The 14,716-nt window shown below is 60.5% G+C and carries 18 protein-coding genes; 1 reads left to right on the forward strand and 17 read right to left on the reverse strand.

Going from position 1 to position 14,716, the window contains the following annotated elements:
• Nucleotides 1–2 precede the first annotated feature (2 nt).
• The 11 genes from FGK64_RS21055 to FGK64_RS21110 all read right to left on the reverse strand — a co-directional run bounded on the left by FGK64_RS21055 (nucleotide 3) and on the right by FGK64_RS21110 (nucleotide 8,879).
• On the reverse strand, nucleotides 3–737 hold the full coding sequence (locus FGK64_RS21055) for a TrbG/VirB9 family P-type conjugative transfer protein (RefSeq protein ID WP_138865841.1): 735 nt from the start codon (nucleotides 735–737) through the stop codon (nucleotides 3–5).
• 5 nt (nucleotides 738–742) lie between these two features.
• Entirely contained in the window at nucleotides 743–1,423 is a 681-nt protein-coding gene (locus tag FGK64_RS21060; protein WP_138865842.1) for a VirB8 family type IV secretion system protein, read from the reverse strand.
• A 17-nt stretch (nucleotides 1,424–1,440) separates the two neighbouring features.
• Nucleotides 1,441–2,454, reverse strand: a complete 1,014-nt coding sequence (locus tag FGK64_RS21065) for a TrbL/VirB6 family protein (RefSeq protein ID WP_138865843.1) — start codon at nucleotides 2,452–2,454, stop codon at nucleotides 1,441–1,443.
• Entirely contained in the window at nucleotides 2,455–2,892 is a 438-nt protein-coding gene (locus FGK64_RS21070; protein ID WP_246057860.1) for a hypothetical protein, read from the reverse strand.
• Nucleotides 2,889–3,656 (reverse strand): type IV secretion system protein, encoded by a 768-nt coding sequence (locus FGK64_RS21075; protein WP_138865844.1) that lies wholly within the window; start codon nucleotides 3,654–3,656, stop codon nucleotides 2,889–2,891. Before FGK64_RS21075 ends, FGK64_RS21070 begins: the two co-directional genes overlap by 4 nt.
• Complete coding sequence (locus FGK64_RS21080) at nucleotides 3,653–4,765, reverse strand: lytic transglycosylase domain-containing protein (protein WP_138865845.1); 1,113 nt, start codon at nucleotides 4,763–4,765, stop codon at nucleotides 3,653–3,655. Before FGK64_RS21080 ends, FGK64_RS21075 begins: the two co-directional genes overlap by 4 nt.
• 202 nt (nucleotides 4,766–4,967) lie before the next feature.
• Nucleotides 4,968–7,397, reverse strand: coding sequence for a VirB4 family type IV secretion/conjugal transfer ATPase (locus tag FGK64_RS21090; protein ID WP_246057861.1), 2,430 nt, complete (start codon nucleotides 7,395–7,397; stop codon nucleotides 4,968–4,970).
• Nucleotides 7,336–7,614, reverse strand: coding sequence for a VirB3 family type IV secretion system protein (locus FGK64_RS21095; protein ID WP_038070148.1), 279 nt, complete (start codon nucleotides 7,612–7,614; stop codon nucleotides 7,336–7,338). Before FGK64_RS21095 ends, FGK64_RS21090 begins: the two co-directional genes overlap by 62 nt.
• A 15-nt stretch (nucleotides 7,615–7,629) precedes the next feature.
• On the reverse strand, nucleotides 7,630–7,911 hold the full coding sequence (locus tag FGK64_RS21100; RefSeq protein WP_138865848.1) for a TrbC/VirB2 family protein: 282 nt from the start codon (nucleotides 7,909–7,911) through the stop codon (nucleotides 7,630–7,632).
• A 16-nt stretch (nucleotides 7,912–7,927) separates the two neighbouring features.
• Complete coding sequence (locus FGK64_RS21105; protein ID WP_246057865.1) at nucleotides 7,928–8,593, reverse strand: lytic transglycosylase domain-containing protein; 666 nt, start codon at nucleotides 8,591–8,593, stop codon at nucleotides 7,928–7,930.
• Nucleotides 8,565–8,879: a hypothetical protein gene (locus FGK64_RS21110; protein WP_138865849.1), complete on the reverse strand. Its 315-nt coding sequence runs from the start codon at nucleotides 8,877–8,879 to the stop codon at nucleotides 8,565–8,567. Before FGK64_RS21110 ends, FGK64_RS21105 begins: the two co-directional genes overlap by 29 nt.
• A gap of 132 nt (nucleotides 8,880–9,011) precedes the next feature.
• Between FGK64_RS21110 and FGK64_RS21115 the strand changes: the two genes are divergently transcribed.
• Nucleotides 9,012–9,590 (forward strand): hypothetical protein, encoded by a 579-nt coding sequence (locus tag FGK64_RS21115; protein WP_138865850.1) that lies wholly within the window; start codon nucleotides 9,012–9,014, stop codon nucleotides 9,588–9,590.
• On the opposite strand, the gene FGK64_RS21120 is transcribed toward FGK64_RS21115, so the two are convergent.
• The 6 genes from FGK64_RS21120 to FGK64_RS21145 all read right to left on the reverse strand — a co-directional run bounded on the left by FGK64_RS21120 (nucleotide 9,584) and on the right by FGK64_RS21145 (nucleotide 14,700).
• A complete protein-coding gene (locus FGK64_RS21120) occupies nucleotides 9,584–9,784 on the reverse strand; it encodes a hypothetical protein (protein ID WP_138865851.1) in 201 nt (66 codons plus the stop codon). The genes FGK64_RS21115 and FGK64_RS21120 overlap by 7 nt on opposite strands.
• 76 nt (nucleotides 9,785–9,860) lie before the next feature.
• On the reverse strand, nucleotides 9,861–10,070 hold the full coding sequence (locus FGK64_RS21125) for a helix-turn-helix domain-containing protein (RefSeq protein WP_138865852.1): 210 nt from the start codon (nucleotides 10,068–10,070) through the stop codon (nucleotides 9,861–9,863).
• Nucleotides 10,071–10,547: 477 nt separating this feature from the next.
• Nucleotides 10,548–11,228 (reverse strand): MOSC domain-containing protein, encoded by a 681-nt coding sequence (locus tag FGK64_RS22845; protein ID WP_138865853.1) that lies wholly within the window; start codon nucleotides 11,226–11,228, stop codon nucleotides 10,548–10,550.
• A gap of 47 nt (nucleotides 11,229–11,275) precedes the next feature.
• Entirely contained in the window at nucleotides 11,276–12,496 is a 1,221-nt protein-coding gene (locus FGK64_RS21135; protein WP_138865854.1) for an NAD(P)/FAD-dependent oxidoreductase, read from the reverse strand.
• A gap of 9 nt (nucleotides 12,497–12,505) precedes the next feature.
• Nucleotides 12,506–13,948, reverse strand: a complete 1,443-nt coding sequence (locus FGK64_RS21140) for an NAD-dependent succinate-semialdehyde dehydrogenase (RefSeq protein WP_246057869.1) — start codon at nucleotides 13,946–13,948, stop codon at nucleotides 12,506–12,508.
• Nucleotides 13,945–14,700, reverse strand: coding sequence for an SDR family NAD(P)-dependent oxidoreductase (locus FGK64_RS21145; RefSeq protein ID WP_138865856.1), 756 nt, complete (start codon nucleotides 14,698–14,700; stop codon nucleotides 13,945–13,947). Before FGK64_RS21145 ends, FGK64_RS21140 begins: the two co-directional genes overlap by 4 nt.
• Nucleotides 14,701–14,716: the final 16 nt, after the last annotated feature.

The following is a 14,716-nucleotide window of genomic DNA, read 5'->3' on the forward strand; positions in this document are numbered from 1 at the left end:
GGTCAGTTGCTCACATAGATCGCGCTCTCGTCGCGCCAGGCGCAGATCGCTTCGTCGCCAATGCGCAGCGTCCAGTAGGTGTTCACCCCGAGCACCCGGACGGTGTTGCCTTGTTGGGTCCAGTTGACGGTGCGCTCACGGCCCTGGTCATCGGCCTTGAAAAGGGCAGGCTGGCGACCGTTCTCCGGGAAGACGAAATATGTATAGCGCCCGTCGTCATAGATATGGCTGGGGCGGAAATCCCCTTCTCCCGAGACGCGGTAGTTGTAGTTGCGCGGGGCCTCATAGCCCTTTGGCTGGGTGGCACCCGCCACGCGGCGTTCCTCATCGGGGTAGCGGAAGCGCACCTCGAAGAACATACCTGTGCGGTTCGGGATCGAGCCCTCGCGCAGATGGAAGGAATAGGTGCGGCGATTGGTGATCACCGTCATGTTGGTCGAGGCATTGGCCACATGCGGTTTGATCGTCAGCACATTGCCGAGCTCGGGGATCGGATCGACCTGGAAGCTCTCGGTGTCGCCGACAATGACCGCCTCGAACCGCTCGCCCGCTCCGAAATGAATCGTCGTCGAATGCCTCAGGTCGGTTTCGATCCGGTAGACCTGGTTTTCATTATAGACGGCAGTGCGGATGCGGATATCGAGCGGGCCGCCTTGCGGCGTGGCCTCGGCAAGGGCGGCAATAGGAATGGCAAGCGCTAGGAGAAACGTGGTGAGGAGCGCGGGCAGGGATTTCATTTGGGTCAGTTCTCCAGGGTCTCGGCGTCGACGCGGTAGGAGGTCACCACGAAGCCCAAGGGGTTGGCCCAGACGTCCTGAAGGCGCTGGCGGGTTTCGGGTTGGAAGTCGTAGCCGACGGTGGCGACGTAAGACCGGGTGACGGTGCGGGTGTCGCGGGGACGGCGCAGCGTGCGGGTGAAGCGGACCTGGGCCACGCCGCGCTCGATCTGGTTCACCGACTTGATGATCACCTCGATCTTGGCGTCGCGCCCATAGACGGTGATCGGGTAGTCTTCATTGGTCGAGGACCAGAGATCGCGCAATGTGCGGGCCGCATCGCCATCCGAGCGGTCGAGCACCGAGTTGATGCGTTGCTCGCCATCCGTCAGGTCATAGGTTTCGCGGTCATCGACGTAAGCGACGAGATTGGCCTGAATGATGGCGTCGCTCTCGGAGAGCGTCAGCGCCTGGACGGCGGCGACCCGGTCCATTTCTCCGGTTTCCTTGTCGACCACGACCACGAAGGTCTCGGTCGATTTAAGGGGAAATAGGCTCGCGCCCGCGACCATGCCGGCCACGCCGACCAGCACGCCTGCCGCCGCAACGAACCAGGCAAAGCGCTCGCGCCGCCTTGGCCCGTAGATGAAATCCGCCTCGAAGGCGTCGCGGTCAGGCGCGGGGGAACTAGGTACCGTCTTCTTCAAGTCAGTCGTCTTTCACATCAAGGTTTGCGGAAGGCCTTGGCGGCGGAGAGGAGCGCGCCGGGGCTTTGCCGGATCACCTCGCCGGTTTTCACCACACCTGCGTTGGCCATCTGGTTCAGCTCATGCGGAGACTTTCCGGTGACGAGGCGCGCGGTTGCGCCGGTGCCGTACTCCCGCGTGTTCACGAAGCCCTGACGTGCAAGGCCGGTCAGCCCCACGGCATTGGACGCAATGCCGACAACGCCGGTGAGGTTGGAGGCGATGTAGGGGACCGAAGCCATGATCCCAGCGCTGAGGATGAGGATCACGAGGAAGGGCAGGATGAGGCTGACGGTTTCGACATCGCCCGGATCGGCGGAGGCGTCCCCGATGGCCTCGGCGATGGCAACGATGATGCCCGCGGCGCCCGCGGCCGCGACCGGCATGAGCGCATAGCCGATGGTGGCGCGGGTCCAGGCCTCGAAGAGGGACTGGGTCGGCTTGAAGAGTGAGGTCACGATCATGAAGGGAGCGATCACGATCATCAGGGCGAAGACGATGCGGGCGAAGGCGATGATCCCGGCGGTGACGGCGGCGAAGGCGGCGGAAAGGACGAAGAAGATCGCGCCCAGGACCGCGCCGAAGACCCAGCCCGCGCGGTCGCCGATCGTGTCGCCATAGGCGGTGATGCGGGCGACCATGTTGTCGAGGCTCTCATAGACCCCGGCCTCGTCGCCCGAGCCGGTGAGCGCGAGGATCGAGGCGCCGACGGAGTCGGGCACGCGCGTGACGATTTCATAGATCACGCTGAAATTGTCCCAGCTCTGCGCGAATATGCCCACGAGCGCGATCTTCATGCCGAAAGCAAAGCCGGTACCGAAGGGTAGGGGCCGGAGCTGCATCACGGCGTTGATCCCGAGGAGCACGACAAGGAGCGCGGCTCCGGCTGAGATCACGTCGCCGACGGCACCCGCCGAGGAGACAAAGCCGTCCTGTGCCACGGTATCCACCGCGGCGTCGACCTGGCTCAGGATGTCGCGAATAACTCCCATTTACTCGGCACAAGCCTCCACAACTTGCGCCTCGAGCGCATCGGCCTGCGCGTAGAGATCGAGCACCTTGAACGGCAGACGCCGATTGTCCGAGGTCTGGAACCGGGACAGGGCGTCAAGCGCCTGATCCCAGGTGAAGTCGTCCAGCAGGCAGGCGCAGGTTTCCGCGGCGAGGGCTTCCTCGGCGATCAGGATGCGCAGGATCGCGCGGTAGCCATTACGAAGATAGGCGGTATCGGCCAGATCGGTGGGCGGCTTCGGAACACGGCATACGTCGGACTCGTCCTGCCCGATGGCCATCGAGCTGAAGGGCGTGTTGCCGGATGGCTGCGTGGTCAGGGTCTGCGCCAACGCAGCATTGGGCAGAGTACTGAGGACCATCGCTGCGAGACCAAGCGCCCGAACTGGAGCCAACCCGTGGGTCACGGACTTCCTCATGGATCCACCGCCATCGAGCGAAACTTGCGCTCATCCGCGAGGGTCGCGGCATCGACGACGCCGAGCTGGCCAGCGCTGACGCCTTGCGCCGCTTCCAACCGCCAGATCTGGGTCAGGATGATGCCAAGTTCGGCGGTGACGCGCGTGTTGAGATCGACCGCAGCTTTCAGCCCGTCCTGATCGTCGATGAGCCCGACCATGGTCTCGAGCCGCTCGAGGCTCTGGCCTGCCTCTTCATGGCTTTCCTGCGCGGCGACCGACAACATGGCGCTGGCCCCTGCCGAGGCGGCGATACGGTTGTCGGCGGGTTGATCGGAGTCCGAAAGCGTGCTCAGGCGCTCCGAAGTAAACCCGCTGCCCGAAAGCACCCGCTCGACCGAGGCCGACAGTTCCGCGCCGGGATTGAACCCGCTGAAGAAGTCGCCGCTGGCCAAAGACTGCGCGGTGTTGAGGGGGGCCACCAGCTTGCCACGCAGCGCGCGGAACTCCTCGACCGTGGCGAAGAGTTCACCCAACCCGCTGCCTTCGATGAGCGAGGTCAGTTGCGCCTCGAGGTTCGTCAGCTGCGAAAGCTGGGTTTCCAGTTCCAGCCGCATGGTGGCGAGCTGCTGCATCTGGACATTCAGGTCCTCGGCCATGTGCTCGAGCTGGGCCACGAGTTGACCAAGCTGCGAGCCATCAAAGGTCGGTACGCCCTGGGCCGTGGCGGGCGAGGCAAACCCGAGTGTGGTGACCGCAGCTACGGTTAGGAGAAGCTGTCTCATTCGGGAACTCCCATCTGCATGAAGTCGCGCTCGGCCAGACGGTCGGCCACGAGGTGCTGCGCGTAGGCCGCCTCGCGCTGCTGGTTTGCCGCCATCAGCCGGACGCGGAGACCCAGGATGCGGCCGATCTCGGCCTTGGCGTAGGTGTTGAGCTCCCAGGCCGCCTTGGCATTGGGTTGGGCATCGATCTGCAGGATGATCGCGCGCAGACGATTGATGACCTGTTCGGTGGTGGCGGAGCTGTCGGCGGCGTAATAGACGCCCGCCTCGGAGATGCTGGCATATTCGGCGAGGGCAAAATCCGAGGGGGAGAGCGTGCCAAGCGCATCGGCACCGCCCACGACAGCCAGGTATTCGTTATAGAATTTCGAGATGTTGCGCACGTAGCCTTGGGTCTCAGCAAAGGGCGGCACGCCACCGTATTCGATCACCCGGCCCGGCCCCGCGTTATAGGCCGCAAGTGCATGGGGGATATTGCCGAAGCGGTTCAGTTGCGTGGTGATGTAACGCGCGCCGCCGCGGAGGTTGTCTTTTACGTCATAGCGGTCGACTCCAAGATCGGAGGCGGTGCCGGGCATGAGCTGAGTCAGGCCATAGGCGCCGACCGGGCTTTCAGCGGCGACGTTGAAGCGGCTTTCCTGCTTGATCAGGGCCTGGAAGAGGCAGCGCCACTGGGTGGCCGAGAGACCTGCCCGGGCCACACCCGGCGCGCCTGCGAATTCGCCCGCGACCTCGACAATCATCATCTCGACGGTCTCACGGCCTTCGCCGAAAAGCCGGCTGTTCATCGGACTGATGTCGGTGCCGGGATAGACCGCCTCGACCCCGAAATCCGCATTGCCCTCGAGCGCACGGATATCGAAGCCGGGACCGGTGATAGCGGCGGTCATCTCCTCGAGGACGCGCAGCTGATCGGACTGGACATCGGCCAGCGTGGACTCGGTCCGATCCTTGTCTTGCTGGACGCCCAGATCCTCGGCCAGCGCCGTCACCCGCGCAATGGCGCGACCGATCGCGGAATTGTCCTGCGTCGGTACGCCTTGCGCGATCGCGGGCAGGGCGCTGAGGCCGAGGCAGAGCCCGGCGGATATGATCGCGGCGCGGTTCATTCCGGACGGGGCAGGGGGTCGAAGGTGCAATCGGGTTGGGCCGACTCTTGAACCGGAGCGCCCATGGTCGAGAAGGAGAGGGCAGACCGCGTCACCTGCGGCGCGCCATTGCGTCCAAAGCAGGGGGAGGTTTTCTCGGTGTATTTCTCGCAAGCTGAGAGAAGGCTCGCGGCGGCGCAAAGCGCGAGAAGGGGTTGCGAACTCATAGTACATGTCTCCAGAAATCGGGATTGGCACGCCAACCGGCAGGCACGCGCGCCTCGCCGGTGGCACCACCGCCAAGGATTGGGAGGAGGTTGCCCAAGGCGGAGAGATCGGCGTCGACGAAGACGCTGTCACCCGCCGAGCGGACAAGCGCGATGCGCTGGCCAATGGTGGGCTGAACGAGAAGGGCCGCCTCCTTGGCGTTCACGCGCAGGAAGTCGTAATCCGAGATGGTGGCGCGGTCGTTCGGGAAGAGGATCTGAGTCGGGACGGTCTCGACGATGGTCTTGCCGACGCGGCTGTCCCGCAGCTGGCTCGGATACTGCGTCATCATGATCACGACGCAGTTCATCTTGCGCAGCGTCACCAGCCAGTTTTCCAGCCGCGCCCCGAAGTAGGGATCGTCGAGGAGCTTCCAGGCCTCGTCGAGCACGATGATGGTGGGACGACGATCTTCGACCACGCGTTCGATCTGGCGGAAGATATAGGAGAGCACCGCCATCCGCTCGGTGGTCATATCGAGGATCTCGGTCATGTCGAAACCGATGATGTCGGAGGCCAGTTCAAGCCCGGCACCCTGTTCCGGCTCATCGAAGACCCAGCCATAGCGCCCACCCGGGGCCCATTCGGCGACGCGGGACTGCAGCTCGCCATCGTCGTCGAGCGACTGAAACAGGGTCTCGAAACTCGCGAAGCGCCGGAGCGAACCCTCGGCATGGGCATTTTGCGAGACCGCGCTCTGGATGTGGCGGGACTGTTCGCCCGAGAGCGTGCCATTGCGCGAGAGCAGGGTCGCGAGCCAGTCCGACAGCCAGGCGCGGCCGCGCTCGTCGGTCTCGGTGGCAAGCGGGCTGAGACCCGTCGGCACACCGGCCCGGATTTCATTGTAGCGGCCGCCAAGGGCGCGGACGGCCATCTCGAGACCGCGATCCTTGTCGAAGAAGAAAAGCCGCGCGCCGACCCGCTGCGCCTGCGCCGTGAGGAAGGCAGTGGTCAGCGTCTTGCCCGTGCCGGTGCGCCCCAGAACCAGCGTATGGCCGACGGTCGGTTCCTTGCCGGGGCCGCCCGCCTCGTGGAAATTGAAGCGATATCCCGAGGTGCCAACCGTGGGCAGGACCGAGATGGTTTGGCCCCAGGGCGACTGATCAGGGCCACGCCCCTCGACGCTGCCGTGGAGCGCTGCGAAGTCGGCGAAGTTGATCGAGGAGATCGGCGTCTTGCGCGCCCGGTAGCCGAAGTTGCCGGGGGATTGCGCGAAGTAGGTGGCTTTCAGTGCCATGTTCTCGCGCACGATCACGGACATGATCTCTTGGCCCACGCGCTTGATCTGGGCGGCGGCACGTTCGAGCGTGTCGCGGTCTGGCGCATAAACCGCGATGGAGAGATGATGGTCCCCGAAGGCAATGCGGCCTGCTTCCTGATCATCGGCGGCCTGGCCGAGCTGTTCTCGCAGAGAGACGGCGGCATCGTCGGAGGCATGCATCTGGCGGATAATCCGCTGGATTCGTTCGGCCATGATGTTGTTCGGGATCGGGCTGAAGGAGTTCGTCAGCACGATGTCGAGCGGCAGGTCGAGCGCGTCGAGCAGCGTCACATCGGTCAATGCCGGGTAGGTCTTCATCGAAAAGAGCGCACCGTATTTGACCTGGCCGGTCACGGCGTCGGTGAGGGTGACAACGTCGCCGTCGAAGGTCGCGCGGCAATTGCTCAAGGTATGCGAGAGAGGCAGGGCACTTTGCCCGAAGGCGATGGGGGAGAAGCTGCCGGCGTTCAGCGTGTTGAGGTAGCCCAGCCACTCGCCGCCCGACTTCGTGAGCCTGACGGGGTTGGCCGAGGCAAGCGCCACCTCGAAGAAGCCCATGACCTCGTTCAGCTCCTGCATCCGTGTCGCGCGGTCCTTGACCCAGGCCTTGCGGGCCAGAGCGCGCAGGAGCGGAATGCGGGCTGAGATGTCGGGGCGACGGATGACGCTGAGATAGAGTTGGCGCTTGGCGGGGCGCAGGTCTTTGACATGGGCCTGCCAGCGCGCATCGATTGCGGCGGCGAAGCTGTCGCCCTCGATGGGGCGCATCCCAAGATCCTGCGGCACGGAGATGCGGTGAATGTAGAAGCCGAAGGCACTGCCAGTCTGGGCGACGATGGCCGCGACCGCGCGTTTGAGCGCGTCGAGCCGGGCGTCCTCAGAGGTCATCGGATTCAGACCATCAAGGCGCAGGGTCGCCAAGAGGTCGCCTTCGCGCAAGACCATGACATCGTCATCCGCGAGCGCAAAATACGGCAGATGCTCCGCGAGATAGCTTTCCCGCGCGAACTCCCCACCGCCAGCCCGAAGCAGAGCGGTTCCGTGAGTGGAAAGAGTGCCCGCATCAAGCGCCAAAGCTGTCGCCTCCGTGCAGGGCCCGGTTCTTCGTCGGGCGCACTGATCCATAGGAGACGCGCAGCACTTCGAAGAAATGCGGCTCGCGGTCAGCGACGAACCAGAGGATCGGATAGGCGACAAGGCCGATCAGGAAGAAAACCATCGACTTCGTCCAGATGAACGGCAGAACGACCCCGGTCGCCAGCACCACGAGGTATCCGACAGGGAGACCCAGATACTTGGGCGGACGGGCGAGGCCCAGAAAGAGGGGGGATCGTTCTGCCAACTCTATTCTCCAACCTCAGGAGAAGCCGTCGACGATGGTGCCGGCCGAGAAGATCAGCACGATCCCGATGATGACCGAGGCGAACCAGCCCCAGTTGAGCCGTCCCATCATGCACATGAAGCCGGTGCCGATGACCGCGAGCGTGGCGACCGCGATCCCGATCGGACCAGTCAGCGCGGCCTCGACGGTTTCCAGCATGGTCTGGATCGGTGACAAGTCTTGCGCGAAGGCGGGCGTTGCGAAAGCCGCCAGGGTTGTGGCGGCGGGCAAGAGGCGGCTGAGGCGATGTCGGAGCATGCGAAGTTCCCTTGTTTTACTGAATATCGATGAGGACGGGCGCGCGGGCTGGAACCCGGTCTGCGACGCGGATGTCCGGCGCGGAAACGGGTGTGCCCGCCAGCCGGGACCGGATCCGATGGATGCGCGCGATGTAGTCGCGGGTCTCGGTGAAGGGGGGGATCCCGGAATATTCGATCACGCGATGCGGCCCGGCACTATAGGCTGCCAGCGCCAAGTCGATATCCTTGAACGTAGCGAGCTGCGCGAGCAGGTAGCGCGCCGCGCCATCGAGGTTCTGGGACGGGTCGCGCGGATCGACGCCGAGCGTACGTGCCGTGTCCGGCATCAACTGGCCCAAACCATATGCGCCTTTAGGGCTGACGGCAGTCGGGTTATAGCTGCTTTCAGCTTCGACCAGGGCGCGGAACAGGATCTGCCAGTCGTCGGCACTCAGATCAGCTAGGCGCAGGGCACGGTTCCCCTGGTGGCGGACGGCAGTCGTCCGGATCAGGGAGAGGATGTCGTCGCGACCGGAAGGCGGCGTGGCGTCCAGCGAGGCCAGAACGACTTCGGCCTCAACGCTATGATTTAAACCAGCCCATGCAGGGCGCTTACCGTGGAAGGTCCAGCCCGAGGTCCGGGCCGCCCCATCGCGGCCGAAGGCGATGACGTCAGCCGCGCTCCTCGAGGGTGAGCTCATAGTCAGGACCAAAGCGCAGATCGCGCCCGTCACCGAACTCGAAATGATGTTTGAAGAGCCCCGGCCATATGTTGAAATACCGCGGCTCTGGCCCGTGCGGGGTGATCCGGGTCGAGACCAGAATGGCTTCCGGCTGACCCTCGCGCAGGTAGATGCACTGGTAGCGCGGCTTGCCATCGTCCGTGAACCCCACGAGTTCATACCGGCAGCGGAACGCGATGCCCTTCTCGGACAGGTCTTTGACACCATCGATGGTGATCAGGATCTGGTTGCGCGCTATCGGCATGTTCGGACTCTCCCCACGAGAGCCCTTCTACTTCCTGCGCTTAAATCCATAAAGTCATATAGAGTCAATACGACATATTGCAGATAAATACATATTGCGCGATAGTCTGCGCAACTTTTGCGGGAGAGCGACATGAAGCGACAGGTGATGGCAACTGCAATGGGAGTGATGGCGGTGTTCGGAGCCCCGCAGAAGGCGCAGGCCTATGACATCGATTGCGCCATCATGCTCTGCATGGCGGGTGGTTTCCCTCCGAGCGCGGTCTGCGCACGCGCCTATCGCATCATGATCCGCCGCATCACGCCCTGGCCAAGCCTACCGCCCTTCGGGGTCTGCACCTTTGCCCATGTGCCGGTGGAGCTGGGTGGACCCGGTGGAGTGGGCGAGCTCGACACCAATCTGCCGGAATACGAATGGCTGAACCGCACTCATGTGATCTGGTTCACCGGGCGCTCCTACGAGCCGCGCGACGAGCCGCGTCAGTGGGACTGGTCGATCCGTTCCTGCGATCGCGAAAACCGGACCTGCCGCTATATCCAGCGGGTCTACGGGTCCCACACGCCCTGGCCCGCGACATTCATCTCGGAAAGCGGTCAGGAGATCGCCTACCCAAGCGGTGATGGCCTGTGGCACTTCTATTCCCGTAGCATCATGGTCGAATACGGGGACTACGAGGGCAACATGGGCCACTCGGAGTGGTTTTCCTACTGATCTGAGCTGTCATTGGGCGTCAGGGAAAACGGGCGCACGACGGCAAGACTGGCGTCAAATTGATCGGGGTCGACATGCCATCGGCGGCTCACCGAGCCATCGTTCCAACGGTAGTCGGTGAACAGGTGAAGTTCCTGTACCCCGTCGTTCAGAAACCCGTCTTGGAAGGGCCAGCCTGTCTTTCTCTTACCCATTGAACTCACCACGCTCCATTTGATTACCTCTTGAAACGTTCCGCTCCAGGACGCTTCAGGGGCTGGCAAAATCTGGCTAGCGTTTTGCGAAGAGTTCTTCTGGATCTACGTTCAGTGCTTTGGCGATACGTTCGAGGAGGTCGAGGGAGGCCGCGAACTTGGCGTTCTCGACCTTGCCCATATGGCCGCGGCTTACATCGGCCCGATGAGCAAGCTCCTCCTGGCTGAGGCCGCGGGCGCGTCTCAAGTCCTGGATGTTCAGTGCTACACGCTCCCGCAAGTTCATGCCGTTGAGACGGACACGATGCGCGAAATGTCGCCACGCGATATATGTTACATTCGGAGGTGCAGAGAAGAAATCTTGGAACGGCGCGAGATCGCCGGAATGGGATGCCTGCCGATACGCAGGTCACGGGATGATCCGTCTCGCAAACATTAAAGGCCGTTCAATTACTCTTTCGGAAAGAGCGGCACCGGCAATACCGGTGCCGCCAGGAATTCGCCCACAGGGAGGAGGTAGAGGACGAATTTTACGCGGGAATTTGGGGCTGACCAAGAATCGCATAATGAGGATTATGCTAATTAAAAGCTTCATTCACTACTGATGATCATATGCATTCAAAATATGTCAAAATACTCTGCTTGTTCCCATTCCGAGATATGTGCCAATTACCGCTCTCATGTCCCATTTAATATGACGACGGACACTTGCAGTACTTGCAGTAACGGTTTGGTTTGCTGATTAGATCTCCGCGTTTAAGCACTAATCTCGGAGGCGAGAGGACCAACTTTCAACGGCTCGATTCTTCAGTCTGGACCTAATCAAATTCTTCCAAGAAACGGAAAGCTCTCTCACTGAGCCCAGATCACTAGTAAGATCAAAATTCAATGGAGCGTGGTAGAGTGTCTTATGAACCCTTTGCAAAGGCCATTCTCGGTTTGGCCTGTCGATGAGAGTAATCGCATCTCCTGCTGCCACCCACCCAGTTTGCAAGACTCTATAATACCAGCCAGTCAAACCAGATGACTGAACAAGTTTCGCAAACCCGGGTTGACTGATCCGAACGTTAAGCTTCCAACAAGGTTGTCGTGGTTGTGAAACCTGCACAACCGCCTCGCCAATCTGAAAGGAATCACCGAGGCATACGTTGGTCTCATCGTGGTCGCATGCAACGATATTCTCTCCGAACGTGCCAGGGCTAAGATCCTCGGTCCCTGGCAAAACCCGTTTCCAGTGTTCATAGTGACCAGAGCAGTATTGATGGAGCGCCTTGTCAAGCCCGCCATGTTTTTCTTGATCGGCCTGCACGTCGCCTTCTATCCCAAGAGGGGACAGCCAAACCTTTCCGAGAACCGCTTTCTTAGTGATAGCACTGCTCGCGTTGTTTGGCCCGAATGGGACCGGTGTTCCAATCCGTACTTCCGAAACAAGAGCCGATTTCATATGATGCTTCACCTTCCCACAAGCGATTTGCCCAAGGATCGCCTTGGTTATGCGCCCAAGACGGACCTTGGGTCAAAGTCAGGATCCCTGATCTGCTCGACGCTCGCCAATTGATTTGACGAGAACATTTTCTTTGCAGTCATGAATGTCCGAGGATCATTCATCGCGTCGACGGAGACCAGCCGCTCTTTTGCGAAATACCACACAGACAGGCTGCCGGGTTTTGTTCCAACTCGTGTAACGGTGTCCGTATAACTTTGATTTAGCCCTGCAATCTGTAGCTTTACATCGAATTGATCCGACCAAAACCATGGGTAGGGAGTATATGGAGTTGCAAACCCTGCCATATTCGATGCCGTAGACTCGGCCTGATCTACTGCATTCTGAACGGATTCTAGCCGCACCATCTGGCCCAGATATTCAAACCGCGTGCAGTCACCAGCGGCGTATATGTTTTTGTCATTCGTCTGTCCGAAGGAATTGACAAGGATTCCCTGATCCACGTTCAGGCCGGCATCTCGGGCCAGGTCGTCATTGGCCACGACACCGACGCCAACAATCACGAAATCAACTTCCATAGCGCTGCCGTCAGAAAACTCAGCGCCCGCCACGCGGCCATTGTTACCGACGAGACGCTTTACGCCAAGAGCTTCGTCAATCTGCACGCCGTTTTCGTGGTGGAGCTGTCGAAAGTAGTTTGATGTTTCGGCGCAGGCAACGCGTTGCAAGATGCGGTCGGCCATCTCGACGACCCGCACCTGAAGACCTTTATTTCTCAGCACGGCGGCCGCTTCCAGCCCGATATAGCCGCCGCCGATCACCAAGGCACGCCGCCCCGAAGCAATTTCGGCTGCAAAAGCGTTCGCATCGTCGATGCCACGAACGACATAGACACCTTTGAGCTCCCCGCCCATCTCGTTTGGCAAGGCTCTGGGACGCGTGCCCGTTGTCAGGGCCAGCTTGTCATAGTCCAGAACGCGCCCGTCATCGAGTTGGACCTGCTTGGATTTTCTAACAATACGCACGACACGGTGGCCCGAGAGAAGGGAGATATCGTTCTTTTGATACCAAGCCTCGGGGCGAAGGAACAAACTCTCGACACTCATTTCCCCGGTTACATATTTTTTTGACAACGGTGGGCGCTGATAGGGAAGATAACGCTCTTCGCCCACTATCGTAATCGCAGCCTCGCTATCTTGCTGTCTGTACTTTCCGGCAAGAGAGCACGCGGCCTGCCCCGCACCGACAATGAGTATCTTCTTTTTCATGTCAGTTTCCTATGCTGTCGTCTCGGAGATAAACTTGGTGGCAAGATAGGCGTCAAAGGTCTCGCTGCCGCCCTCGCTGCCCATACCGCTGTCCTTGACGCCTCCCAAAGGTGTCTCTGGCAATGCGATGCCAAAGTGGTTGACGTTCACCATGCCCGCTTCGAGCCTTGAGGCTACATAGTGCGAGGTCCGGAGCGATTGGGTGAAGACATAGGAGGCAAGCCCGAACGGCAACGCGTTTGCTCGGGAAAGCACTTCATCCACATCACTGAAGGTTGTGATAGGAGCGACCGGTCCAAAAGGTTCTTCGCGCATGATATTTGCCGTGTCAGGCGTATTCATCAACACGGTCGGCGGAAAGAAGTTACCTGGGCCTGACATGGCCTTGCCGCCGGTCAATATACTTGCACCTTTGGCGGTTGCGTCGGAAACAAACTCGGTCATCGCGCTCACACGTCGGTTATGGGCTAGCGGGCCCATTGTCGTGGCACTGTCCATGCCGTCTCCGACTACGCGCGTTCCAAAGGCTTTGGAAAATTTTTCGCCAAATTCTTCGGCCACGCTTTCATGGACGTAGAACCGGCTTGGCGACATACACACTTGACCTGCGTTCAACCCTTTATAACCGGCCAAAAGGGTCGCGGCCTTGTCAATATCGGCATCATCGAACACCAGAACCGGAGAATGCCCACCCAGTTCCATTGTGACGCGCTTCATATGCGCCCCAGCCATTGCCGCTAGATGTTTTCCAACGGGGATTGACCCGGTAAATGAGATTTTGCGCACGTTAGGTGACTTGATGAGATGCTCCGATATCTGAGCAGGCACGCCCCAAACGACATTGAGGCACCCCGCTGGCAAGCCCGCGTCATGAAACATTTGCGCCAGCGCAACGACGGCGCTTGGTGCGTCCTCGGAGGCCTTGAGGATAATCGTACATCCCGATCCCAAAGCGGCGCAGATTTTGCGAAGCGCCTGATTGAGTGGATAATTCCAAGGCGAGAATGATGCACAGACGCCAACAGGCTGGCGAATAACAGTCTGGCGGACGCTTGGATCACGCGGCGGGATGACGCGCCCGTAGATGCGGCGACATTCCTCTGCGTGCCACTCTGCATGATCCGCGGCCCCCATGACTTCCATTCTGGCTTCGGTCAGCGGCTTGCCCTGATCCATTGTGAGGCTATAGGCGATATCCTCGACCCGATCTCGGATCATACCCGCAACGCTGCGCAGAATACGGCTGCGTTCTAAGGGTGACGTCCAGCGCCACGTTTGGAACGCACGATCCGCCGCAGCAATGGCTGCATCCAGATCTTCGGGCATGGCATGGGGCAACTGGCCGACAACTTGTCCGTTGGCCGGGTTATAAACCGGCTCTCCATCCCGATCATCGGCCCCTATGAAATGGCCGTCAATATACATGGACAGTGAAGCATACGACCGGGTCACAGGAAGTAGCTCCCGCCATCTACGGCGACGGTCTGTCCGGTAATGAATGCCGCGCCATCACTGGCAAGAAAGAGCAGCGCGCCAGTCAGATCACCCGGTACCTGATCGCGCGGGATGGAGCGGCTGGACTTCCTGACCACGTCGCCCATGATTTCTTCCATGCCAGTTGCAAGCACTCCGTCGCTGAGCGTAAATCCAGGCGCAATAGCATTCACTGTAATGTTGTCTTTGCCCAATTCACGCGCCAAGGCGCGGGTAAAAGACACAACAGCTCCTTTGCTAGACGTGTAGTGCAGCATGAACGGAGCACCTTTAAGTTGCGACGTTGACGCGATATTCACGATCCTGCCGGCCGTACTCTTACGTAGTTCTGGGAGCGCCGCTTTGGCACAAAGAAATGGGCCGAGCGTATTGACCTCCATCACTTTCATCCATTCAGCGGGTTCAATTTGGTCAAATGGCTTTAGCTTCAGCGAGGTGAAAATACCCGCATTGTTCACCAACAAATCCAGGCCGCCAAAATTGTCGACCGCCGCGGCAACCATCGCGTTTGTGTCGTCTACGTTAGCGACATCGGCCTTAACGCCGATCACATCAAAGCCTTCGCTTTTAAGTCTATTGGCAGCTTCATCCGCTCCGGCCATATCTGCGATGACAACGGCGTATCCTGCGTCAGCAAGGCTTCGCGTGAACGCAAAGCCAATACCGCTTGCGCCACCAGTTACAATCGCCACTTTTTTCTTGGTGTTCATGGGGTCTTCCTATTCT

The organism is Arenibacterium halophilum (assembly GCF_005938225.1).
In the GTDB taxonomy this organism is placed as follows: domain Bacteria; phylum Pseudomonadota; class Alphaproteobacteria; order Rhodobacterales; family Rhodobacteraceae; genus Arenibacterium; species Arenibacterium halophilum.